Source organism: Paenibacillus sp. N3/727, from assembly GCF_022637315.1.
Taxonomy (GTDB): Bacteria; Bacillota; Bacilli; order Paenibacillales; family Paenibacillaceae; genus Paenibacillus_AQ; species Paenibacillus_AQ uliginis.
On the sequence record NZ_CP093336.1, the window covers coordinates 5,582,926 to 5,606,006 of the forward strand.

Consider the following 23,081-nt stretch of genomic DNA (forward strand, 5'->3'; position numbering starts at 1 on the left):
CCATACCGGCTTATAGAAAGAATAGGATAATCATTTCAAATGATTGTTTACGGCATCCGAAGCAGGTCCATACAATGGGGCCAGAACCTACCAAAGATTTAGGAGGCTAGATGGACATGAACATTGAAGACCTTGGAACCATGGTGCACTCCAGTTTCGGACAAGGGGCGGCTATTCGCCAGGATAATGGAGTAAGCTCAGTCTGCTTTATCAGTAACGGAACGCCGGGAAATTTTACGAATTTGATTTAGTTACTGGTGAACTCTTATTTTCGCAAGAGCTGCCGCCGCTGGATTGCGTATGGGGAATCTGCCGTACGCCCCAAGGCGAGATTTACTTCAGCGGCACTTCGGACGGCGTGTTATATCGTTACCGCCAAACGGGTCAACTGGAGAATCTGGGCGTCAATCCGTCCAACGTATGGGTCATCAACCTGGTGCCGGACGAAGAGTACATCTGGGGTGGAACCTATCCTGATTGCAAGCTGTTCTCGTATGACCGCCATACGGCACAATTTCACGATCACGGGACCATCATTGAGGGGCAGGATTATCTTCGGGGCATTGCCAGGCATGGAGACCATCTGCTGCTAAGCACTGGGGCTACCAAACAGCTGCTGCGTTATCACTTGCAGACGCAAGACAAGGAAACACTCGCGTTGGAGCAGCTTTCGAATACGAGCGGATTTTTGGATCGCCTCTGGATCGTGGACCGTTATCTGTTCGTTGCCTCGGATTTTATCCATATGTATGTTTATGATTTAGAGACGTATAAGCTGGTCGACCGGTTTGATTTCGACAACTTAATGCTGGTGACGCATCCGGAAGATCCGCAGCTGCTGCTGTATAAAGATGGGCACGCACTGCGTGGATGGCACATTGGGAAACTGGGATCCGTCACGATCATCGAAAGCGGGCTTCCGGCGGGGCGATGCAAAGCGTTGGAGTGGGTGAAGCATGATGGCGAAGACCATATTGCACTCGTTACAGTCAATGCGGAGCAGGCAATGATCCGTTTGTCCGATTTGAAGGTTACCGGCAGCACATTGAACATCGAGCCTCAGCCTTTGCTGCTGACAAGTCTCGAATTCAGCCCTGACGGGAGTCTCTATGTGGGCGGCTACCATAGAGGAATGAGCAAGTACAATCCCTCAATGGGTGAGATCGAGTGGACAATCGGATTGTTTCCGCAAACCGAAGGCATGACGTTTCATGAGGGACACGTGTATTTTGGGACGTATACGCATGCCCATCTGTACAGATATGATCCCTCAGAGCCCCTGTTTTTTGACTGGTCCGCTGAAGGAAACCCCCGGTGGATCGGCCAGATTGAACATAAGCAGGACCGTCCGTTCACAATGACCGCAAGCGATGGCTATGTTTTTTCGGGCACCGTGCCGGATTACGGGACGTATGGCGGCGCGCTTGCGGTATGGAATACGAGAACCGAAACGCTTGAAACGTTCCCGCAGGTCATAGAAAATCAGTCCATTCTGGGACTGACTTATTGGAACGGTTATGTCTTTGGGGGTTCTTCCGTATGGGGTGGACTAGGCAATCCGCCCGTTGATGGACCTGCCAAAATATTTGTTTGGGATGTGGAAAACCGAAAAAAGACAGCCGAATTCGTCCCCGATATTCCAAACAGGGATCGCGAACCGCTAATGATCGGGGAATTATCGCTCGGTCCGGACGGCCTAATCTGGGGAGCCGATGACGGCACCATTTTCGCCTTTGATCCTGAGACGCATCAAGTTGTCAAAAGCAAAATGGTCTACCCAACAGCTTATTTATATAGTAAGTGGCGTCCGATATATATCCGCTGGGGTAGCAACGGGCTGTTATATACGACGTTGGGGCGGCGACTATGATGAAGACATTTCGCAGCCGATGCTTGCGAAAATAGCAGGCATCCCCCCTTCTCAATTGAGCCAGATGTTTAAAGAGGAGCTCGGCATCACCTTTAGCGACTATTTGATACTGTACCGGATGGATAAGGCGAAGGAACTTCTGCAGAATACGGACCTGAAAATTTTTGAAATCGCTGAGCGCCTCCGCTACCAGAATTCCCAGAATTTCATCCGAACCTTCAAAAAAGCTCACGGCATGACGCCGGGAGACTACAGGGCAAGGGGCAAAATCAATTGTTGAAGGATTATGGCTGCACATAAAAACCATAATAGCGGAGAACCTTTATGGTCCTCCGCTGTTTGCATACTTCTAATTAAATGCTTTCCGTTAGGCCCTGCTCTATCTTTGAATCGTTGTACTCACCTATTACGAATAGATCCAAGTCCGTCCGAAATCGAATGTCCACCCTGCCGAAATTACCATATGGGGATAACATTTTGGTTGCACATACCCGGAAGGCATGTTATCCTAATATCTTTCCTGCAAATTTCTAATATGTTCATAACCTTGTGTATAATAAAAATGATGCCATTAGGTTTATCCACAGCATCAGCGTCAAATCTAAATAAACTCCTTGGGTTATCCCAAATTGGAGCTTTATTTGCTGTTTATTCGGAAGTTATCCCACATGTTTTCCACATTGTGTTCCACATTGTGTTCACAAACTCTGTATAACTATGTCCAAAAACAGATTATTTATCACAGCAGACTCCCGAAGATGTTCATAACTTTGTGTATACGCTTAATTTGAAAATACTTATTCACATATCCACCTCGTGTAATTCCGCAGGTAGCTAGCAACTTAGCCGGAAACCAATCTCTTGATTCCCGACACCCAAGCTAAATTTTCGGACACTTGCCAAACTTATTGTCTAAATAATCAGCTCTCCCGTCGCACCGGGGGTACTTAACTCGACCCACGCAATGTACAATCCTATTAATGCAGAGATGACCAGCAATACAGCGGAAAAAAAGGCTAATTGCTTTAAGTTAGCCCCTGATGGCCTCCTTTGGGTAATTGCTTTTACTTTTACCTTTTTCAGAGCGGATCATCCTCCTTCCGAGCAGGCCGTATTATATATATTATGAGTATCAGATCCTAAAGTTTCTAAAAATAGATTCCCTCCCATTTCATCCACATGTGTATAAAAAAACACCCCGGGTTAATTCCGGAGCGTTCGGGTATATTTATTCAACTATTTACACACAAGCAGGGGATAAACTGTGCATGAACGCTTTTACTTGCGTCCATAATCGGCTTTGATCTCTCCCCAGCTCTTCGTCTGCCATTTCAACACTTTATTTGGATAAGAATTATTCCTCAGCCAATGTTCCGCGCGGTCTACCAGATCCCATATTTCCTTGGTTGACGCATCCCGCGGCAGTGTGGAGACAGCCTTTTTCTGTCTGACCCATTTCATAGCGTTCACTGAATCACTATAGACGGTCTTCGTACTGCCGATCTTCTTCAAATAGGCTAGAGCATGAACGATGGCGAGGAACTCACCTAGATTATTTGTCCCTTTCTGAACGGGACCGCAGGAAAATATAACATCTCCGGTTTGGGTGTCCACACCTTTATACTCCACCGGCCCGGGATTTCCGCGAGTACCCACATCAACGGAAATACTGTCATAATCGATTTCGCCAGGCTCCTCTTGAGCGGTCGTACGGTTTTTCTTCGGTTTAGCTCCTGAACCCGATCCCCCTTGAGATTGCTGACCCCAGAAGCTTTTCCAGCCTTGTGCATATGCCTTTTCGGCTTCTGCCTTCGATTCAAAAGCTTTAAATTTTGCACCGTTGTACTGGTTCACCTGCAGCTGGCAGTCACTCCAACTTGTATATACTCCAGGCTGATTTCCCACCCATACAACATAGTATTTTTGCTTTGCCATAAAGCCCCTCCATCTTAAAGACTAACCTCTCTAGCGTACTATAGCAGTAGTCTTGGGGAAGTGCAAAGCGACATCCATATAAATAAAAAAAGCGCCATCGTCTCCGATCCGCTTTTTGTGTTTGATCTTCTGTAATTGTTCCTGTTTCGTCGGCTTTACTCTCACATGTTGTGACAGAGCACCATAATCCTTATTCGTCATACGTATACTTGCAGCACACCAGCTACCGACACGATCCGCTTTGCGGATGGCCTTTTGAGTTTTAGTACGAGCCATCGTTCCCACACTCCTTTATAATAGTACACTCTTTATTCTACGATATAGAGCCGCCGATTGGAACTGTATCGGTTTATAATTCGTTCATGCTCATGATCTGCGTCCTTCCGTAAGCCTAACCCAGAAGCCGCCTTTAAAACTTTTAGGCTCATGGGAAATGATAAAAGCATGCGGTGACAGCTTTTTCAGTGTTTCCATTAATCGTCTTTCATTATTTCTTTTTACCAGTACCTGTAATACAAGCCGCTTTCCATCTTTACCGTCAGCGGTCCACGATGTGACGCCATATCCTTTTTCACGCAGCTTGGATGGCAGCTCCATCTCCAGTGAATCTACAAAAACCTGAACGACAAGGTAGCCTAGCGCCAAATATTCTTCTATAAGGCTTCCTATGTACACACCTAAGCCAAATCCAAGGCAGTAGGCGGCCATATTAAAAGGGTTGTCCACATTTTGCAAAACGAGATTCAAACCCATCAGATAGACAAAAACCTCAATCATGGACAGAAAAGAAGCCAAGCCTCTTCTTCCTTTAATCATCAAGATCAACCGAAGCGTGAAGATGGATACATATACGACGTTAATTCCGATGATGGAACCGATAAGAGCAATTGAAATCATCGTATACGAACTTCAGCCTGATAAATCACAGGCCCTATTTCCTTTAACAAAATCGATAAACTGTTTCGGTTCACACGATCAGCTCCTTTTGTATTCACAAAGATGTTACTTATCCTTTATATTACCCGTTTGCACATGTTCTCAACGTTTTATTCTCATTACAAACAGAAAGGACCCTGCAAAGGGTCCCCATGGTACATAAATGTCGCTATATTTACTTAACCGCGCTAGCTGCCTTCTGCTGTTTCATCCACTTCACAAAGTTGTTAACAACTACATCCAGGAACAGCTCGGTTGCTTCATGATTTAAATTTCCTTCTTCGTCAATCTTCTCGTGAACCAGACCAACATACACTTCGTTTCCTGGCAGCAGCGGAGAGGAAACACCTGGCGAGAACAGAATATCACGCAAATGCTGCTGCGCGCGAACGGTACCCAAACCTCCCATGGAAGCTCCCATAATCCAGGAAGGTTTACCTACGAGCACACGCTCACCGCGTGACAGCCAATCAATCGCATTTTTAAGTACACCCGGAATAGAGTAGTTATATTCAGGTGTGACCCACAATACAGCATCCGCTTCAGCCACTTTATGAGCAAGCTCCTTCACCGCTGCTGGAGGGTCAACCTCGATATCCTGATCATAAAAAGGAATTTCCTTCAGGTTCAAAATTTCAACATTCAACTGCTCCTGATATTTATTCTGTACATATTGTGCCAATCTCAGGTTGTAGGAGTTGTTACGGGTGCTCCCAACTAAAGCTACGATTTTCATCTGCAAATTCCTCCAAGTTATAGAATAATATCAATCACTTAGACTCATCATTTAGTATATAACTAATTAGACTAAGTATCAAAAGTCTGACTCTTATACTTTCTTCAGAACATAAACCATACTGTGACTCTTTGCGGTTAAAGGACCTTCCTGCCAATCCCCGTAAGCATGCACAACATCAAAGCCTGTCTCTGCGAATAGCCGCTCCATTTCCTTCGGAAACGTAAAGCGGAGCGAAATATCCGTCGTATGCTCCTTCTCAATGTAATCCTGTTCGTTCTTCGTTCGGCGAATCGTTGTACCGCTCTTAGGACTTTCTGTAAATAGTAGTGGGATTACCAAAGACCAGTTTGGAATTGATGAGCGAAAGTTCCTCCGGAGACTCCTTCATGCCTGAGTCCAGCCAGTGCTGGATCACGCCGAGCTGTGCCGAAATGGCATAGGCTGAAAGATATCCAATGGGAACAATGAGTTGGGCCTCATCCAGATGTGTTAAAATCCCCTGAGACATATTGTCGCGCATCACTGCTTTAAGCTTTACATGAAAAGCTGGATTCCCCTTAGGGCCTAAAATAACCCTCATAAAGTCCGCGTTTTCCTTTACATACGCAAATAGCTCTGTAACAAAGGGCATCGGTTCATTCATGTAATCAAAAGTGGGAAGATCCTCTTTAGTTAATCGCTGTTTTTGACTTCGGATACTCCGAATGCCTTCAATGACCTCCTCTTCGCTTTGCTCCAACAGATCATACTTGTCCCGGTAATGTAAGTAAAACGTCCCTCTGTTTATATCGGCTCTCGTCGTTAAGTCGCTTACTGTAATTTCATCAAATGTAATTTCTTTCATTAAGGCGGTTAGCGCATCCCGTAAAGCTTTTTTGGTACGAACAATTCTTCTGTCAACAGCCTTCTCTTTCATTTCAGCGTCACCACCATATGTAAAAATTTAAATATTAGACAACTTAACGTCTTCTTGTTCAGAAAATAACATTTTCCTCCGTATTGTTTATTGCAATGAAATTTAACTGTATTATAATATACTTCATGACTTTTAATGAACAAGATGTTTATTAACATAAGCGTATTCTTGCATCATTTAGGACAAATAATGTAGATAACTTGGATTGTTGTGATTGAAGGAGGGATAAACCCGGCGCCTTCCAACTTAAGTGCATTATTTCAGAGTAATTGAATTATTGGAGGAGAAATTATGGAAAATGTTAACGGGCGATCTAGTCACTCAACCTCGCCTTTCGGAATTATAGCCATTCTTTTAACAGGTGCCTTTGTCGCACTCTTAAGCAATACCTTACTTAACATTGCACTCCCTTCGATCATGAAGGAATTTCACATTGACAGCCCATCAACAGTACAGTGGCTCACAACGGGTTACATGCTCGTGAACGGGATTATGATTCCGTCAACCGCATTTCTGATTCAACGGTTCTCGGTCAGACATTTGTTCTTAGTGGCCATGAGTTTGTTTGCACTGGGTACGATCATGGGCGGATTTGCACCTTCCTTTGCCGTACTGCTGACTGGCCGTATGGTTCAGGCTTCTGGCTCCGCAATCATGATGCCGCTTCTGATGAATGTAATGCTGACCAGCTTTCCTGTTGAAAAACGCGGTGGCGCAATGGGAATGTTCGGTCTCGTCATGATCTTCGCCCCTGCCATTGGCCCTACACTCTCTGGATGGATTATCGAGCATTATAAATGGAACTTGTTGTTCCATATTATTTGGCCAATCGCAATCGTAGTGTTGCTGTTCGCTTTCTTCAAACTGAAAGATAAGAAAGAAAAGATCGCTATCAACCTCGATGTCCTTTCGATTGTTCTATCCAGTGTCGGTTTCGGTGGTATTTTGTACGGTTTTAGTTCTGCCGGTGATACCCAGAAGGGCGGCTGGAGCAACTCCGAGGTATATATCACGCTTATTGTCGGTATTATCGCGCTGTTCTTCTTTATTATCCGTCAATTCAAACTAAAGCAGCCAATGCTTGACTTCCGGGTGTATAAATACCCGATGTTCGCTTTGTCGTCCGTGATTTCTGTTGCTGTAAATATGGCCATGTTCTCTGCCATGCTGCTCATGCCGATTTACCTACAATCCATTCGGGGTATTTCACCTATGGACTCCGGATTGCTCATGCTTCCAGGTGCGATCGTTATGGGTATTATGTCCCCGATTACAGGTAAACTGTTCGATAAATTCGGAGCCAAGGCGCTGGCTTTAACCGGCTTGACCATTACAGTTGTCACTACTTATTTTTTCAGTCAGTTGACACTTGAAACGTCATACAACACGCTGATCCTCATGTATACCTTTCGGATGTTCGGGATGTCCATGGTCATGATGCCGATCATGACCAACGGGTTGAATCAGCTGCCTCTGAGATTTACTCCTCACGGTACAGCTATGAACAGTACCCTGAGCCAAGTATCCGGTGCCATCGGTACAGCACTGCTCGTCACTGTTATGTCAACCCGCACGAAAACGCATATTGAAACGATGATGGAATCAGCCATGTCGAAGCTGACCTCCAAGCCTTCAGCAGCAGAACTCGAAACATTAACACAGCAAATTACAGCTCAGGGTACTATAGAAGGAATCAACGATTCATTCCTCGTATCCGCAGGGATCATCGTGATTGCGTTCCTGCTGGCCATATTCATCAAACGTGCGAAGCCTGCTGAAGAACTAAACACAGACAAGGCTCCAGCGGTTCAAAAAGCATAAAATGCAACAACAGTATCTATAAGTACCAGCTTAAACTAAAGGCTCCTGATTGTTCAGGAGCCTTTTTAATATCGTTTTATATAGGCGATCTTCCCCGACTTTCACCGACAGAAACCGCGTATTGTACATAATCATTCGTTTGCTGTGGAATAAACTGCCTCGGAAGCTGCCGGTTTCTCTTTCCACTTCACCGAAAACGTCCAGGCAATGAGAAGCATGAGCGCTGCGAATGTATACGGAAAATTAATATTCCAATCAAATAACATGCCTCCAGCAAGAGGCCCGATAATGTTACCAAAGCTCGTATAGGTCGAGTTCATTCCGGCAACAAACCCTTGATCCTCCCCTGCCATTCTGGACAGCAACGTCGTTAAGGCCGGACGCAGCAAATCAAAGGCGAGGAACATCACAAAGGTTGTACCTAAAATCAGCCAATAGCTTCTGACAAAGATGGAGATAATCAGGAATACAGCGGAGACCAATAGAAACATCTGGATCAGCTTTCTTTCCCCAAACATCTGAACAAGCTTACCAAATAAGAAGATTTGAGCAATGGTTCCCAGGATCGCACTCACGGTAAGAATCGTGGCAATATCTTTGGGCGTAAAACCGAACTTTGAATCTACGAACAGACCGAATACAGTATCAAATGCGGACAGTCCAAAGGATAGAACAAAAATAATAATAAACGGGATAAAGTAAACAGAATGCGTAGATTTTTTTAACTCTTCAAAAATGTTGATTTTCGCTTTTTTCCCTTTGTTAATCTTCATCTGCTCCGAAGATAACGGCTCCTTTAACATAAAGAGAGAAAAAATCGCCGCACTTAAAGCAACGGCAGCTGCTAGAAAAAATGGAACCCGGATTCCCCACTCGGCAACATATCCACCGATTCCCGGACCGATAATAAAGCCTGTACTGATTGATGCAGAAACATAACCGAGCGCTTTAGGTCTTTCTTCCATCGTTGTAATATCAGCCACAAACGCGGTAACCGCCGGCATAATTAACGCGGCACTAATCCCTCCCAGTATTCTGGATAGGCCAAGTACCCATACATCGCTGCCCACTGCAAAAATCAACTCAGAAGCGGAAAACAAAAACAATCCGATAACAATCGGTTTTTTTCTGCCAAATCGATCTACCCAAATCCCCGCGATAGGAGATGTAACAAGCTGGGCAATGGCAAACAGTGAGATGAGATACCCCATGATTTCACCGGAGAAATGAAGCTCTTTCATGAGGGTGGGCATAATCGGAATGACAAGACTCATGCCTAGAAAAGCGATAAATAAATTCGTTAATAATAAAATTAATGGTCCTTTTTGCTTGATATTCATATTTTTAACCTCATTCTTAGATTAACTAGAGTACAAAAGACAAGATGCTCTGCCAGAAGGAGGCTGTCTTCGTATTATTCCGAACAACATTTATCCACAGGAGAGCCCTCTCCAATAAATGTCCCAAGAGATCCGCAAAACCTTATCAAAGGCTTCCGGAGTTTCATAAAAAAGCTGTACCACGACCCCATCCATAAACATAACAAACGACACTGCCGCATCTTCCGGGGAGACTCGAATAACATCCTTGTGCTCGATAAAAATTCTTTCCAACAGCAGCTCCAGATGCGAATAATAATTTCGGCAGCTGGGCTGAAACACCTGACATAGATGGGCAGGCGGCATAAATGCCATCAGAAGCATAAACGACAAATTGTCATTTGACAGATAACGCTTTTTATAATCTATAAGAAAGGTTACCAAGATCTCATTCAGCGGTTTGGTCGACTTCTCCCTAAAGTAACGTTTCAGGAATTCAATTTCTTCTTCTATAGCTTCCTCATTCATCTTAAGGACCAGTTCATCCTTGTTCTTAAAATAGTGATATAGAGATTGCTTCTTGATGCCAGCCTCTTCCGCGATTTTGGCCAGCTTAGTGCCTTCATATCCATATAAAATGAAATGTTTCATCGCAATCCCTTTGATCACTTCATCATTCACAGCTCTCACCACCTCTATTTCAAAAATAAATCAACATCAAAAACTAATTCATTACAGCTTAACAGGGCATCGTTCATTTTGCAATTTTTTTGTTTAACTACGGTCAGACTAAACGATAAACATCCCATAAATATAAGATTATTCACGATATAATATAGACTGACTATAGTCAGGTAATTCATAACATGCACCTATAAATAAAACATCTATCGACGTACTTCAAAGAAGACAGACCACACTTAGCGGTTATTTTCTTGCGAGATAAGAATGCACTTTACTCGATGTTTATACTTTCTTAACTCTTTAAAAAAACTGAGCAGAATCAGGGTTTTCCCTGCTTCCGCTCAGTTATTACGCACCATTTACCGTTATTATGTTACAAGGATCCCATCGTGGCTTCGAGCATCAGCCACACGACCTTTGCCACCTGCTCGCGCGTTGCCATTCCTTGAGGATTAAATCGGTCTCCTTCCAATCCAGTAATCATAGCTGCCTTGTGAAGACGTTCTACTGCTTGTTTCGCATAAGGCCGAATATCCGCGCCGTCACTGAAGTGTATATCATCTTGCTCCGCCTTTATCTGAAGCTCAATACCGGCAGCGTCTGCGATCCGACTTGCCATCACAGCCATCTCTTCTCTCGTAATCTTCTGATGAGGTTCAAACCTGTTTCCACCAACGCCAGAGGCAATACCAAGATTTTGAGCGCTTGCTACAGCTATGTAATACCAGGCGCCCTCCTTCACATCAACAAAGTCAGCTTTTGATTGTCCCTGAATAAGATCAAAAGCTTCCATCATCAGCTTCAAGTACTCAGCACGGGTCACATGTTCACCGGGCGCAAACTGGTTCTTTGTTCTCCCTTCGAGAATTCCTCTCGCGGCCAGTTGATGAATGTACTTTTGGGACCAACGGTTTTCTTCAACATCATTAAAATTGACCTGTGCCTGTTTAATAATATATCGACCGGGCTGATGACTAGCCATATAAACTCTTTTCTTCACAGCATCGTATCTTGAAGACTTCACAGGCTTGAGCTTACCGTCCGGATCAAGTAAGTACATAATCATTATGTCCGGGGCTTCACCAGCTGCAAGTTCGAAAGGAATAACAATCTCAAGTGCCCTCTTATGTGTGAAATCAGTTATTTTTTATTGTTCTGATAAATATTAAACTCGTATATCGGCACACCCTTAAGATGTGAAAGATTGCTGTCCTCCCCTTGTATACGGCTCATCTCTAGCTGCAACACGGAGCCTGCGACTTTATTGATCGCATCCAATTTCACCGCCATATCGGCAATCTCGGAGGTCAATCTGACCTTTGCCACCTTGTTGTTCTTCGCCGTTTCCACAGCCGAGACTGGAAGCTGAATGTTCCACCTATTCAGTCCTTGAACCGCAGGCAGCTGGATAACAAGCTCATGAATGCCAGCAGCCGCTGCCTGCTCAGCAGCTTTCTTATATACATCATCCTTTATTTCCAGTGCAGCTATCCCATTTTGCAGTTTAACAATAGCCGCATTCACTTGAATTCGGCCTTGTTTCACATCCTGCACAGATGTCTCACTGCCTTTTGACGGTGTTTCTGGTTGTGCAGGAGGATTTCCAGGACCAGATGATCCCGGACCTCCACCATCGCCTCCGCTGCCCGTGCCTGTAATTGTCAGCTGGATTGAGTTCGACTCCACTACCGTACCGTTTAATCTTATGGCAGCCTGAATTGTGACAATCCCCGGTTTCAGTGCCTTTATCATTCCTTGTTTGATAGACACCGCTGCCTGATCGCTAATGGTATACGAAATCTCGGCCCCTGACAGCTCCTTGGTGCTGCGCCCTTTTTCCAACAATGCTCTTATGGATAACTGAGACTCCTCACCAACCTTGATGGAACTATCCGAAGCTGAAAGCTCAGCGCCTGTCATTTTAAGAATGAGTTCAGGAATGGAATATTTATAAAGAATCGTTCCATCTGCTGTATACATATAAAAATGCCCAAAGGTCGTCCTGTGCGAACCTTCTGGACTTCGGTGGCCAACACGGTCATTTCTTTTGTATCAGCATTCACTTTGAAGAAGTTCCCTCCAACAGTCGCATACACATTCCCGTCACTACCTGTTTCCATCGATCCGTCAATCCAGCGTCCAGCTGCGGCCGGAAATTCATCCTTACTGTAAATCACCTTTCGCTGCTCCGGATCAAATACGAACAACGCCCCGTTGGATAGTCCCCAAATGTTCCCGTCGGATCCAACATGAAGCGCGGTAATGGATTTTTTGCCGGGGACAGGAACCACTTCAAATACCTTCTCCTTTTTCTGCACATCCCACATAAACAGAACGGCTTCCGAAGCTGCAGATGTCCCTCCCTGCCCGCCATAAACGGAGCTTCCTCCGTACACAATCCCGTCTTTATATACGAGTGAGATAATACTTTGATCCGGTACGAGATTCCAATACACTTCCGGTGCCTTCCGCTCCGTAAGATCATATACCGCCAGCACCCCGCCAAGAAGGCTGTTCTTTGGAACGGTACCAACAAACAGCTTATTCAATTCCTCTGAACCAGCCATTCCAAACGGCCGATCCTGTAAGGTGTAGCCCGGAATTTGTTCGTTTTTCGACAGAGTGAACAAAAGGTTCGGATTCAGTTTATCGGAATTGTCACGATTCCATGACTTGCTCAGATCATATTCGTAAATTTTGGCATCGGGGTAAATACCAAAATACATTTTGTTATGAATGACAGTGGTCCCTTCACTCTGACTCAAACCATTAAGATACATGCTGTCTCCGGTTGTCGGCGTATAGACTCCCACGTTGCCGGCAAGATATCCAGTTGTATAGATTTTGCCGTCAGGACCTCTCTCAATATCGTGAATCTTCACAGGCTCCGCTGGCAGCAAGACATCCGTCAACTTCACTTTTCCGGTCTCCAGATTGTATTTGAACATTTTACCGCCGTTGCCGGACAATCCGACCAGACTGTAACCAGGGAAGCCTTCCTCTTCAAGTTCCACATAGCCGTATCCGATTGCAGCCCCCTCGATACTAGCGTCAAGAGAACGGTACGTGTCTGTACTCAGGTCGTACTCATACAGCATCCCGTTCAGTCCCGCATAATATAATTTGTTCGCTATCGGAGACTTCGGGGATACCCCGCGTGAATAGTTGATCAGCTCGAAGCCCTTCTCTCCAGTATCTCCATTCGTAATTTGAATCTGTTCTCCACTCTCAGCATCCAGCACAAACGTTTCAAAGCTGTTGTTCGCTTCCTTCCGTGCAAATAACTTTCCACCGACCAGATTGAGGTCATAGACCGAAATAATGTCCTTATATTTCTCCGGTAAAAGATCCCGCTTCACTCCAGTTGCAATGTCGTACTCCACAAGCCGCGCCTCATTGCCGACACCCGCGTAAATCTTATGATGCTCCGGATCATATACCGTGACACGCGTCCAACGTTCGCCCTGCGTCTTGAACGCCATTGTGCCGTAATCGGTGAACTTGTTCGTGGCAGGATCATACTCATAAACGCTGCCGGACGGGTAGTTTCCTCCATACATTTTTCCATCCTTTCCGCTATCCATCGGGTACAGAACGGCATCCTTGGTCGGCAGCGGATGACCCAGATTGATCATCTCGTCTGTATCCGGCAGATAACGGTATAACAGTCCCTTATTATAGGCTCCGAGATACACCGTTCCATCTGTTGATACTTTCACAGACCAGGCTCCCTCTGTGTTCTCCAGCGGCATGCTTTTGAGCACTTTCTCTGTTTTAATATCGATCACCGTAAATACGGATGGCGCCCCTTGTACGACCGTGTAAATCACATCGCGTCCATCGGCGTATTTTCCAATATCACCTCTCATGATGGTTGCCTTGCGGATTTGAACCCCCAGATTCTGTCCGACTTTAGAAATGGAGTTATCCGGACTTGGAACTTCCTTCTCTATATGATTGCCCTTAATGAATTTCACATCATCCACGTAATACGTATACGATTTTTTCGCGCTGCCAGCGAACATAACAGCCGCAAAGCTGGCTTCTGTCGGAACAATCGCCTCCACCTCATTCGTAAACCAAATTGAGATAGGCTCTGACTTAATACTGTAATGCTGTTTGCCCAGATACTTACCGCTGGAATCAAAGTAACGGACATACATATCAGCCGAGCCGTATTCGATAAAATTCCGGGCTTTCGCCGTATACGTAACCCCCGGTTCCACCGGAATCAGATCACTGATCACATTCAGATACGCATCCGGTGTGTTCTGAATTTTTAAGCTTTTATTCCCGGATGATGATTTCTCATCGGTTACGCTGTAAGACCCGCTATCTGTAGCTTCGTTGAATTTTTTCCAACCGGGCACGATGCCATTGGTTACGTCTTCTTCAAAACCTCCGTTCTGAACCGATTTCAGCAAGCTGACATCATCGATATAAACCTGAAAGCTTTTCTTGGAACCTGTGATGACCGATATCCTTGCTGTCTTCCCGCCAGGCTGCACTTTGAACGTGCCTTCAGCCAATCCCCATTTGCCGTCTGCCAACACGGGCAGCGCATTCACATACAGATGGAAGTTCGAGCCTGTAGGACCGGGAACAAGCTTTCCGCTCGCATCGTAAACATAGACGTAGAAGCCTTCCAGTTGACCGGCCTGCAAAAAAACGCTCGATGTCAATGTATAACTCTCTCCCTCTTTCACATTCATCAAATCACTCTCCACATAAACAGCAGGACCGACATTCGTCTGATTCTCTATGTACAAGCTGTTCTGTCCCTCAAAAGCAAGAGATTGACTTAGAAGGGCGTGCCCCCCTTTTACTGTCCAACCGGGAATGGTTGACTCAGCGCCTGACTGTTCAAACCCTCCATTTTTTAAAAAGAGCCCGGGGGCCGGCTGCTCTCCCGGATTCGGCTCCGGATCAGGATTTGGGGTTACTGCCCCTTCTTTTTCCACGCTAATATCGTCCCAGTAGCTGGTACCCGATGCATTTTTGCCCGATACCAGAACAACGGACGCAGACACCGCCTCAGCCGGTGCAGCCGCCTTAACCGTCAACTGCTGCCACTGTCCAACTGGCGTGCTTGTAAAGTTAGGATCGTGAACGGCGATTCCTCCTTCAGCAGCTGGTATAAGAGAACCATCCTGTTTATAAAACCGCATTTGCAGCTGAACGGAGCCGCTTTCTATATGAACGTAGGCTCCTGTTGTATATTCGGTCAGCGGAGTGACGTCTATTTTCTCGCTCTCTACACCAAAATTGGCCTTATCGTTATCCGTAATTTTTATGCTATATGAGCCTGAGTTGTAGACGGCATCGGTTACCGAAATCCCACCGTTCATACCTACGCCCAGCGTCTGTGTCCATCCAGGTACAACTCCGTCTGTGAGCGGCAATTCAAATCCTGGATTCTCCAGTGTTAAGGCACTTTCCGATATATCTTTGGCTGCTTCTGCAGGCTTTACTAAACCCAAGGATGATAAAAGCATACAAAAGCTAAGCATCAGAATGAACGCCTTTGCTCTTAATGACTTGTTCAATATTAATATCCTCCTCTACCGTTACAATCTCTAATCGGGGCCATGCTCGGAAGCAATTTGGACCTCAGAAAGCTTATATCATCCCTACCTCACCTTCTTTCCTTTCCAACTCTTTGTGTAAGCACTTACAATGAAGTACGAATAATATAGCATGTTTTCTAATTCAAATACAGGACTTATACATGTATTTATACAGATAAAACTAGCAATGATTGCCATGTTTTTAAGATTAGTGAATAACCTTAACCCATTCCTCCGTGCAGCGTTCTGACGTTCCGACCACAACAAAAATCTCCCCAAAGCTCATAGCTCAGGGAGACCAAATTAACAATATGATTATCGATCCAGTTTTACAATCGTTTTGTATAGAACCTTTGCTGCTTTTTCAATATCTTCTTCTGATGTAAATTCTTTAGGATTATGACTGATTCCATCTTTAGATCGGACAAAAATCATGCCAACAGGGAAGTTTGGCTTAAATTGCATGGCGTCATGGCCGGCCCCACTTGGCAATGATATAACCGTCTCACCTAATGCTTGAATACTTTCTTTAATCGCATTTTGAATATTTTCATCACACTGAACTGGCTCTACACGCTGTAACTCGTTCACATGCAGATGCAATTGACGTTCCTTGGCGATGGTTTCAGCATACTGTTTAATGTCATTTTCCAGTAGATTGCGCTTGTCTTCGTCTATATCTCTAATATCAACAGTCCATTCAACTTCACCAGGAATTACATTTACGCCATTGGGTTTAACGATTAATTTGCCAACAGTCGCCACCGAAGAATGATATTGCTTCGCCATTTTCTCAACTTCAGCAATGACTAAACTTGCTCCCACTAAAGCATCTTGGCGTTGGTTCATTGGGGTCGCGCCTGCATGTTCAGCCAGCCCTATTAACTGAAATTTCAGCCATAAAGGTCCTGCGATTCCCGTTACATTTCCAACTGCCGTATCACTGCGCTCCAGCACTTTTCCTTGTTCGATATGAATTTCTACATAACATTTAACATTGTCTAATTTAGCGCTGGAAAGAGGTCTTCTCTCTAAACCATAGTTGGCGATGGCTTGCTCAATCGTTACTCCGTCTTCATCCATTCTCAGCAAATCGGTTGTTGATAACGTCCCTGCAATCGCTCTGCTTCCAATCATGCCAAATCCAAATCGAGTTCCTTCCTCATCTTTAAAAGCAATGACTTTCACGGGATGTCTGAGAGCTATTCCTTGTTCCTTCAAAGAGTGAATGACTTCGATAGCTGTTAACACACCTAAGCTGCCATCAAACCTTCCACCGTCAGGTACGGTATCTATATGAGATCCTAATAAAATAACAGGTAGATCTTCCGAGCCTGCTTGACTTCCGATAAGGTTACCAACCGCGTCGTAATGAACGGTTAACCCCGCTACTTTCATATATTGCGCAACAAGTTCGTTCGCTCTTTTTTCATCATCCGTATAAGAAAAGCGATTGATTCCCCCATCAGCTGTTCTTCCTATTAAGGATAATTGTTCGATATGTTCGCTTAATCGTTGTATATTAATCATTTGACTCAGATTCCTTTAATTTGAATCTAAAATGACAGTTTCCTTCTTTTAACACATACTGATCATGTTCGACTTCAAATTTATTGTTGTATCCGCGCGCAACAGCGGGGTCAATCATTTCACAATATAAAATACCATATTCGTGCATGTCGTCATCCGCCCATTGCTGACCAAAAGGACATGCCGTAAAGTTCTGCTCGATTTCCTCAGGCTTAATATCGGACGTATAGGTGAATAAATCACTTCTACCCATATCATAATTGGACAAGTAGTTATAAATTGTATTTTCCTCCCCATTCGTACGAGCCCTTTGCGCGATTCCTCGGCCACGTTCTTCACCAAATGTGCGAACCCCTTCACGAATCGTATCCTTTCCTTCATCGCCAAATTCATCAACGACCGCTTTGCTCAGCTGCGCAAATAACTTAGCCATTAATGCATAGATTGTCAGGTCTTTATATTTGTTCTCAGTATGATGATAACTTGAAATATATTCGAATAATGTATGGTTTTCGCCATCAACCGTTGCTGTTTTAGCAATGTCTTCCGCATCTTTATATCCGAAACGTTCTACTGCTTGTTGCACAAGGTCTTGTCCTTGTTCACCGTATTTAGAAACAACTGCTCTTTCTACATGTGTAAAAAGTTTAGCTGTGATCGCGTACATCGATAATGGCGGGATGATGATTCTAGTTTCATTCATAGTAGACACTCCCATTTATATTTTCTTATAAGCATAAGGGAACATTGCATTATATTAATAATCATTATTATATAGCCTATACTTATTTAATTCAATTTAATTCATATGAGTTTACTGAGAATTATTTTTTTATTTATTATATTAATTTATTGACAGATCATCGTACGTAGCTTAAATTTATATAAATCATATAAGTTTACTACGAATTAAAAGAGGGGAATCGCATGAACGTTACAGGCAGCTTTGTGATTTATGCAGAAATCGTAATATATTTACTGGCTATGTTAGGAATCGGCGTTTATTTTAGTAGAAAAAAGTTAGATCAACATGATTATTTTTTAGGCGGAAATAAATTACCTGGTTGGGCATTGGCTTTTTCAGAAAGAGCAACAGGTGAATCTGCGTACATGTTTTTAGGCGCGGTTGGTTTTATTTATGTGACTGGTCTATCGGGTATTTGGATATTGTCTGGCATGTTTTTAGGGGTAGTTTTTTCCTGGCTATTTTTAGCGCGGAAATTTATGAATGAAAGAAAAAAATATAACGTCTTTACTTTGCCGGATTATTTAGCTGTTAAATTTCCAAACCACAGCAACATAATTCGGGTATTATCCGCTTTAATTATGGGGGCATTTTCCGTCTTTTATATTGCAGGCCAATTTTCAGGTACGGGTAAAACACTTTATTCAATTTCCGGTGTGGATATCACAATTGGAACTATAGTGATTGCATTAATTATCATTGCCTACTCGTGCATGGGAGGCTTTATGTCCGTTGTATGGACAGATACGGTACAAAGCTTTTTAATGGTGTTAACATTTATTATCGTTCCGATTGTGGCGTTTATCCATATTCAACATCATGATTTATCCATCTCTCATGCTTTGACTGAAATGGGGAATGGCGCTAATAACTGGTTTGGAGGATTAACAGGGTTGGCGTTAGGAGCCATGTTGATGACCAACTTTTCGTGGTTCTTTGGTTGGCTTGGCGGACAACCTCAATTAAGCTCTCGATTTATGGCGCTGACAAATGAAAAGGAACTGCGCACAGCGAAATGGGTCGCTTTTATCTGGACACTTATTGTTTATGTAGGCGCGTTTTTAGTAGGGATTTTCGGTTCCGTTCTTTATAAACAAGGCACAATAGATGATGCCGAAATGATATTGCCTTATATGGTTTCGGATTTATTGCCTCCTTGGGTAGCAGGAATTATTATATCCAGTATATTGGCTGCCATTATGTCTACAGCCTCCTCCCAACTATTGGTGGTAACTACATCAGTAAGTGAAGATATTATTCATAAATCAATGGGAATTAAGATGAAGAGCAGCACTTTAGTTAATTTATCTCGTCTCGTCGTTATTATAGCTGGGATATTAGGTCTTATCATTTCATTATGGTCTGATTCCATCATTTATGGTGTTGTAAGTTTTGCTTGGGCAGGCATAGGCAATACGTTTTCTGCTGTAATTTTATTAATTTTCTTCTGGAAAAAGACATCGGGTATTGGGGTAATCGCAACGATTATTACAGGTTTTCTCAGTGCGATACTGTGGTCGATTTCACCACTGGAAGCGATTGTTTCTGCGAAATTCAGCACTTTCTTCATCTGCCTCTTGGTTGGTATAATTGCAAGCTTAATATATCCCGATCGTAAATCAGTTGCTGTGCAAATTGAGCAAAGTGCTGTTTAAGTTCCCAGAACGCGGTGCGGCACATATAACGAAATACTTCACCAAGCACAAACGCCCTCGGCGTCCTTGAGAAGGACGCCGAGGGCGTTTGTAACAATGTAATTACGCCTGATTGTGCTGAATGACTTTCAACATGCTGGAGATGTTTCCAATATGCATAGCCTCATGAATCAGAGCGAAGTTGACCAATTCTCCTGCGGTTTCAAAGTGCATCTTGCCCAAGTCAATTGGCGCTTTCAGTTGTTCTTCAAGAGCACTTGGAGATATGCCCGCCAAGCTTTCAAGCTGACCGGAGAAATACTTGACAAGCTCTTCCTTTGTAGGAGGTGTTGTTGTCCATTCCGATGGTCTCGTTCCGGTTCCGAATAATCCACCATATGATTCCGGAATCTCAAAGTTAAACGGAACAGCTAGAGAAAGAAAGTAATTCAAGCTGGAGATAACGTGCCCCACATGCCAACGGATCGTATTATTGAACTGCGGAGGCTGAATATCAAATAGCTCCTCCGGAATAGCCTGAATCTGTTGAAGTGCCATGTTATGAACTAGTTTACCTGTGTTTAAAATATTTTGGGACATGATTAACTCCTCCATTTCGATATTGGTCTTACTTTAAGTAACCTAATTTCATTTTAACCTTTTTATCTGCAAACAACAAATTTACAGAAATGTAAGGACAATGAATAGAGCCGGGTGAAATCCAGGATATGATCCCAATTTCACTCGGCTCTTAATGTTATGATTCCACTTCTCTACTTATGATTAAAGTGCTTTGTCATCCACGCTGTTCAACCAATTTTCAATATCCCCAACAACGGAAGCTATACAGCCGTCTTCAAACGGAGATTTAAGACCGGCATATTTCACCAGTTCAACAAACGACTTGCTGCCACCGACCTGGCACAGCTTCAAATAATCAGCCCAAGCGGCTTCATAGTTCTCATGCAGGCGTACCCAGAACTGGAAGGCGCAAATTTGAGCCAGCGTATAGTCGATATAATAGAACGGTGATTTAAAAATATGACCTTGCTTATGCCAAAAGCCGCCATTTTCCAAATACATATTCCCAGCAAAATTACGATGCGGCAGGTACTTACGCTCGATTTCACGCCATGCTGCTTTACGTTCAGCCGGCGTAGCATCCGGGTTAGCGTACACGAAATGTTGGAACTCGTCGACGGACACGCCGTAAGGAATAAACTCCAAACCACCGGACAAATGGCTGAACTTGTACTTGTCGGTATCCTCTTTAAAGAACAGATCCATCCAAGGCCATGTGAAGAACTCCATACTCATGGAGTGGATTTCGCACGCTTCATATGTCGGGAAATTGTATTCCGGCACTTCGAATCCGCGGCTCTCATACACCTGGAATGCATGACCCGCTTCATGCGTCAGCACGTCAATATCTCCGGAGGTACCATTAAAGTTAGAGAAAATGAACGGTGCGCGGTAGTCCGGAATAAACGTACAATATCCACCGGCTTGCTTTCCTTTTTTGCTTACCAAATCCATAAGATCGTTCTCTATCATAAAGGTGAAGAATTCATTCATTTCCGGTGACAGTTCGCTGTACATTTTCTTACCGTTTTCCACGATCCATTCGGCATCACCCTTCGGCGTTGCATTTCCGGACTTAAAGCTGAAGCCCTCGTCGTAGAACAACAAATCGTCAACGCCAATACGGCTGCGCTGGCGCTCTTTCAGCTTAGAGGCCATCGGCACGAGATAATCTTGTACCTGCTGTCTGAAGTTCGCAACCATTTCAGCGTTATAATCGGTACGGGCCATGCGCGCATAACCCAACTCCACGAAATTGTTATAACCAAGCTTTTTGGCGATTTTCGTCCGTACTTTAACCAGCTCATCATAAATCCGGTCAAAATCATCTTCGTGCTCTGCCATGAATTGATAACGCGCATCAAAAGCACGCTGGCGTACTTCCCGATCTGTGGACAATTCATAAGGAGTCAGCTGGGAAAGCGTAAGCTCCTCACCATTGAAAGGGATCTTGGCTGATGCAATCAGCTGCGAGTACTCGGTCGACAGTTTATTTTCGAGCTGAAGGTCTTCAATCACTTCCGGACTGAACGTCTTCAGTGACAATTCAGCCAGGGCGAACAACTGCTGTCCCCATTTAGCCTCCAATTCAGTGCGGAACTTTGAGCCCATCAGCGCTCTGTAATAATCAGTTATGTATTCCTGAAACACCGGTTCGGCTTCATCTATAAAGTCCTGTTCTTCTTTATAGAACGAATCGGTAGTGTCGATCGAATGACGGATGCTCACCAGCGTGGCTTGGGTATCCATGTTATGGCGCAGCTCGTTAATCGCCGTCATCGCCTGATCCTGCTCTTCAAAAGTGGATGATTCATTAAACGTTTTCAGTAATTCTTTAAACCGCTGTTCAATTTCTTTAATGTCAGGACGCTTATACGGATATTCTGTAAACTTCATACGATAACCCTTCCCTTCTAGTTATAGAGTACATCTATTATACTAAAATTCATGAGAGTTAATACCATAAATTTCAATTCAATCACCTATTTTGCTCTTCTATTATATTTGTCTATCCAACAAATCTTTAAGGATTTCGGCAACATACGCTGGGCCTTTTTTCAGTTCACTCTTCTCCAAAATCATTCGGCATTGACTTTCATCCATATCGAACGAGCGTTCAAGCCAACCAGACAAGCCTCTTCCTCTACGGTCTATTTCCACCAGAACGGATAGACGGTCATATTCCAGATGCATAATCAGTTCCAGCTCTGTGATTCTTCTGGCATATTCAGGTCCCGGATAAAACTCTATTTCCTGAACAAAAGGAACCCCGCGGCCCAACCGGGGATGATGCTCGCAGGTTGCCATCTTGAACCGGAAGCCGAGCTCCGATACCGCATCCAGTACAACTGAAGTATAAGGATGCGGCGTAACTTCGATGAAATCCCGGTCTTTCGGATCGATCGCATATTCGATATCCAAACCTGTATGTACCCAAACTGGCTGCCTGGACAAGGTAAGCGGTGTTTCCAGCGGGAGTGGAAATTCGAAAGGAATTTCAAGCTTATCGCCCTGCTTCACTATGAGGCTGTCCGATAGTTTAACTTTGGCGATCGTGTAAGATTCGTAGAATTTTTTATCATTAATCTCTTTGGTGTATTCCGTCATCAGCTTCACATAGATTCGATCAACGTTTTGATCTACGTTCCCGCCCCTAATATGAATAACTCCTCTTATATCTTCCCCGGGATAATACGATGATTTTTCAAGATGCGTATTTACCTCAACCGCCCCAATTCCAACACTGGCCAACATTTTATTAAAAAATGACATGCTTGAACCCCCTCACTTATTTTGAAGATAG

The 23,081-nt window shown here is 44.0% G+C and carries 20 protein-coding genes; 5 read left to right on the forward strand and 15 right to left on the reverse strand.

Translation table 11 applies throughout. The features are described 5' to 3' along the window. Positions 1 to 116 precede the first annotated feature (116 nt). The 3 genes from MNQ98_RS29665 to MNQ98_RS26080 all read left to right on the forward strand — a co-directional run bounded on the left by MNQ98_RS29665 (position 117) and on the right by MNQ98_RS26080 (position 2,150). Positions 117 to 251, forward strand: coding sequence for a hypothetical protein (locus MNQ98_RS29665; protein WP_277883698.1), 135 nt, complete (start codon positions 117 to 119; stop codon positions 249 to 251). A gap of 107 nt (positions 252 to 358) precedes the next feature. Then, on the forward strand, positions 359 to 1,870 hold the full coding sequence (locus MNQ98_RS26075; protein WP_241930808.1) for an NHL repeat-containing protein: 1,512 nt from the start codon (positions 359 to 361) through the stop codon (positions 1,868 to 1,870). Between the two features lie 19 nt (positions 1,871 to 1,889). Then, entirely contained in the window at positions 1,890 to 2,150 is a 261-nt protein-coding gene (locus MNQ98_RS26080; RefSeq protein ID WP_241930809.1) for a helix-turn-helix transcriptional regulator, read from the forward strand. 998 nt (positions 2,151 to 3,148) lie between these two features. On the opposite strand, the gene rnhA is transcribed toward MNQ98_RS26080, so the two are convergent. From rnhA to MNQ98_RS26105, 5 genes are all read right to left on the reverse strand, one after another. Further along, the gene (gene rnhA, locus MNQ98_RS26085; RefSeq protein WP_241930810.1) at positions 3,149 to 3,805 is read right to left on the reverse strand and encodes a ribonuclease H; all 657 of its coding nucleotides are present in this window, start codon (positions 3,803 to 3,805) and stop codon (positions 3,149 to 3,151) included. 30 nt (positions 3,806 to 3,835) lie between these two features. After that, positions 3,836 to 4,081: a hypothetical protein gene (locus MNQ98_RS26090; RefSeq protein ID WP_241930811.1), complete on the reverse strand. Its 246-nt coding sequence runs from the start codon at positions 4,079 to 4,081 to the stop codon at positions 3,836 to 3,838. Positions 4,082 to 4,171: 90 nt separating this feature from the next. Further along, the gene (locus MNQ98_RS26095) at positions 4,172 to 4,702 is read right to left on the reverse strand and encodes a DUF2179 domain-containing protein (protein ID WP_208917701.1); all 531 of its coding nucleotides are present in this window, start codon (positions 4,700 to 4,702) and stop codon (positions 4,172 to 4,174) included. A 214-nt stretch (positions 4,703 to 4,916) separates the two neighbouring features. Next, positions 4,917 to 5,477 carry an NADPH-dependent FMN reductase gene (locus tag MNQ98_RS26100; RefSeq protein WP_241930812.1) on the reverse strand — a complete coding sequence of 187 codons (561 nt, stop codon included), beginning with the start codon at positions 5,475 to 5,477 and terminating at the stop codon, positions 4,917 to 4,919. A 307-nt stretch (positions 5,478 to 5,784) separates the two neighbouring features. After that, entirely contained in the window at positions 5,785 to 6,396 is a 612-nt protein-coding gene (locus MNQ98_RS26105; RefSeq protein ID WP_241930813.1) for a TetR/AcrR family transcriptional regulator, read from the reverse strand. A gap of 291 nt (positions 6,397 to 6,687) precedes the next feature. Between MNQ98_RS26105 and MNQ98_RS26110 the strand changes: the two genes are divergently transcribed. Beyond that, positions 6,688 to 8,217 carry a DHA2 family efflux MFS transporter permease subunit gene (locus MNQ98_RS26110; protein WP_241930814.1) on the forward strand — a complete coding sequence of 510 codons (1,530 nt, stop codon included), beginning with the start codon at positions 6,688 to 6,690 and terminating at the stop codon, positions 8,215 to 8,217. A 131-nt stretch (positions 8,218 to 8,348) separates the two neighbouring features. Here the strand turns inward: MNQ98_RS26110 and MNQ98_RS26115 are convergent, their stop codons facing one another. The 7 genes from MNQ98_RS26115 to MNQ98_RS26145 all read right to left on the reverse strand — a co-directional run bounded on the left by MNQ98_RS26115 (position 8,349) and on the right by MNQ98_RS26145 (position 18,020). Beyond that, positions 8,349 to 9,557 carry an MFS transporter gene (locus MNQ98_RS26115; protein WP_241930815.1) on the reverse strand — a complete coding sequence of 403 codons (1,209 nt, stop codon included), beginning with the start codon at positions 9,555 to 9,557 and terminating at the stop codon, positions 8,349 to 8,351. Positions 9,558 to 9,647: 90 nt separating this feature from the next. Continuing rightward, the gene (locus MNQ98_RS26120) at positions 9,648 to 10,217 is read right to left on the reverse strand and encodes a TetR/AcrR family transcriptional regulator (RefSeq protein WP_241930816.1); all 570 of its coding nucleotides are present in this window, start codon (positions 10,215 to 10,217) and stop codon (positions 9,648 to 9,650) included. Between the two features lie 376 nt (positions 10,218 to 10,593). Beyond that, the gene (locus MNQ98_RS26125; protein ID WP_241930817.1) at positions 10,594 to 11,286 is read right to left on the reverse strand and encodes an S-layer homology domain-containing protein; all 693 of its coding nucleotides are present in this window, start codon (positions 11,284 to 11,286) and stop codon (positions 10,594 to 10,596) included. Between the two features lie 74 nt (positions 11,287 to 11,360). Beyond that, positions 11,361 to 12,200 carry a hypothetical protein gene (locus tag MNQ98_RS26130; protein WP_241930818.1) on the reverse strand — a complete coding sequence of 280 codons (840 nt, stop codon included), beginning with the start codon at positions 12,198 to 12,200 and terminating at the stop codon, positions 11,361 to 11,363. Next, positions 12,137 to 15,766, reverse strand: coding sequence for a carbohydrate binding domain-containing protein (locus tag MNQ98_RS26135; RefSeq protein WP_241930819.1), 3,630 nt, complete (start codon positions 15,764 to 15,766; stop codon positions 12,137 to 12,139). Before MNQ98_RS26135 ends, MNQ98_RS26130 begins: the two co-directional genes overlap by 64 nt. A gap of 336 nt (positions 15,767 to 16,102) precedes the next feature. Continuing rightward, entirely contained in the window at positions 16,103 to 17,317 is a 1,215-nt protein-coding gene (locus MNQ98_RS26140) for a Zn-dependent hydrolase (protein ID WP_241930820.1), read from the reverse strand. Beyond that, on the reverse strand, positions 17,310 to 18,020 hold the full coding sequence (locus MNQ98_RS26145) for an L-2-amino-thiazoline-4-carboxylic acid hydrolase (RefSeq protein ID WP_241930821.1): 711 nt from the start codon (positions 18,018 to 18,020) through the stop codon (positions 17,310 to 17,312). Before MNQ98_RS26145 ends, MNQ98_RS26140 begins: the two co-directional genes overlap by 8 nt. A 224-nt stretch (positions 18,021 to 18,244) precedes the next feature. Here MNQ98_RS26145 and MNQ98_RS26150 point away from each other — a divergent pair, with 224 nt between their 5' ends. Beyond that, positions 18,245 to 19,717, forward strand: a complete 1,473-nt coding sequence (locus tag MNQ98_RS26150; RefSeq protein ID WP_241930822.1) for a sodium/proline symporter — start codon at positions 18,245 to 18,247, stop codon at positions 19,715 to 19,717. 102 nt (positions 19,718 to 19,819) lie between these two features. Here MNQ98_RS26150 and MNQ98_RS26155 read toward each other — a convergent pair whose 3' ends face one another. From MNQ98_RS26155 to MNQ98_RS26165, 3 genes are all read right to left on the reverse strand, one after another. Continuing rightward, positions 19,820 to 20,296, reverse strand: coding sequence for a DinB family protein (locus tag MNQ98_RS26155; protein ID WP_241930823.1), 477 nt, complete (start codon positions 20,294 to 20,296; stop codon positions 19,820 to 19,822). A gap of 183 nt (positions 20,297 to 20,479) precedes the next feature. Further along, on the reverse strand, positions 20,480 to 22,174 hold the full coding sequence (locus MNQ98_RS26160; protein ID WP_241930824.1) for a M3 family oligoendopeptidase: 1,695 nt from the start codon (positions 22,172 to 22,174) through the stop codon (positions 20,480 to 20,482). A 102-nt stretch (positions 22,175 to 22,276) separates the two neighbouring features. Beyond that, positions 22,277 to 23,050, reverse strand: coding sequence for a sporulation protein (locus MNQ98_RS26165; protein WP_241930825.1), 774 nt, complete (start codon positions 23,048 to 23,050; stop codon positions 22,277 to 22,279). Positions 23,051 to 23,081: the final 31 nt, after the last annotated feature.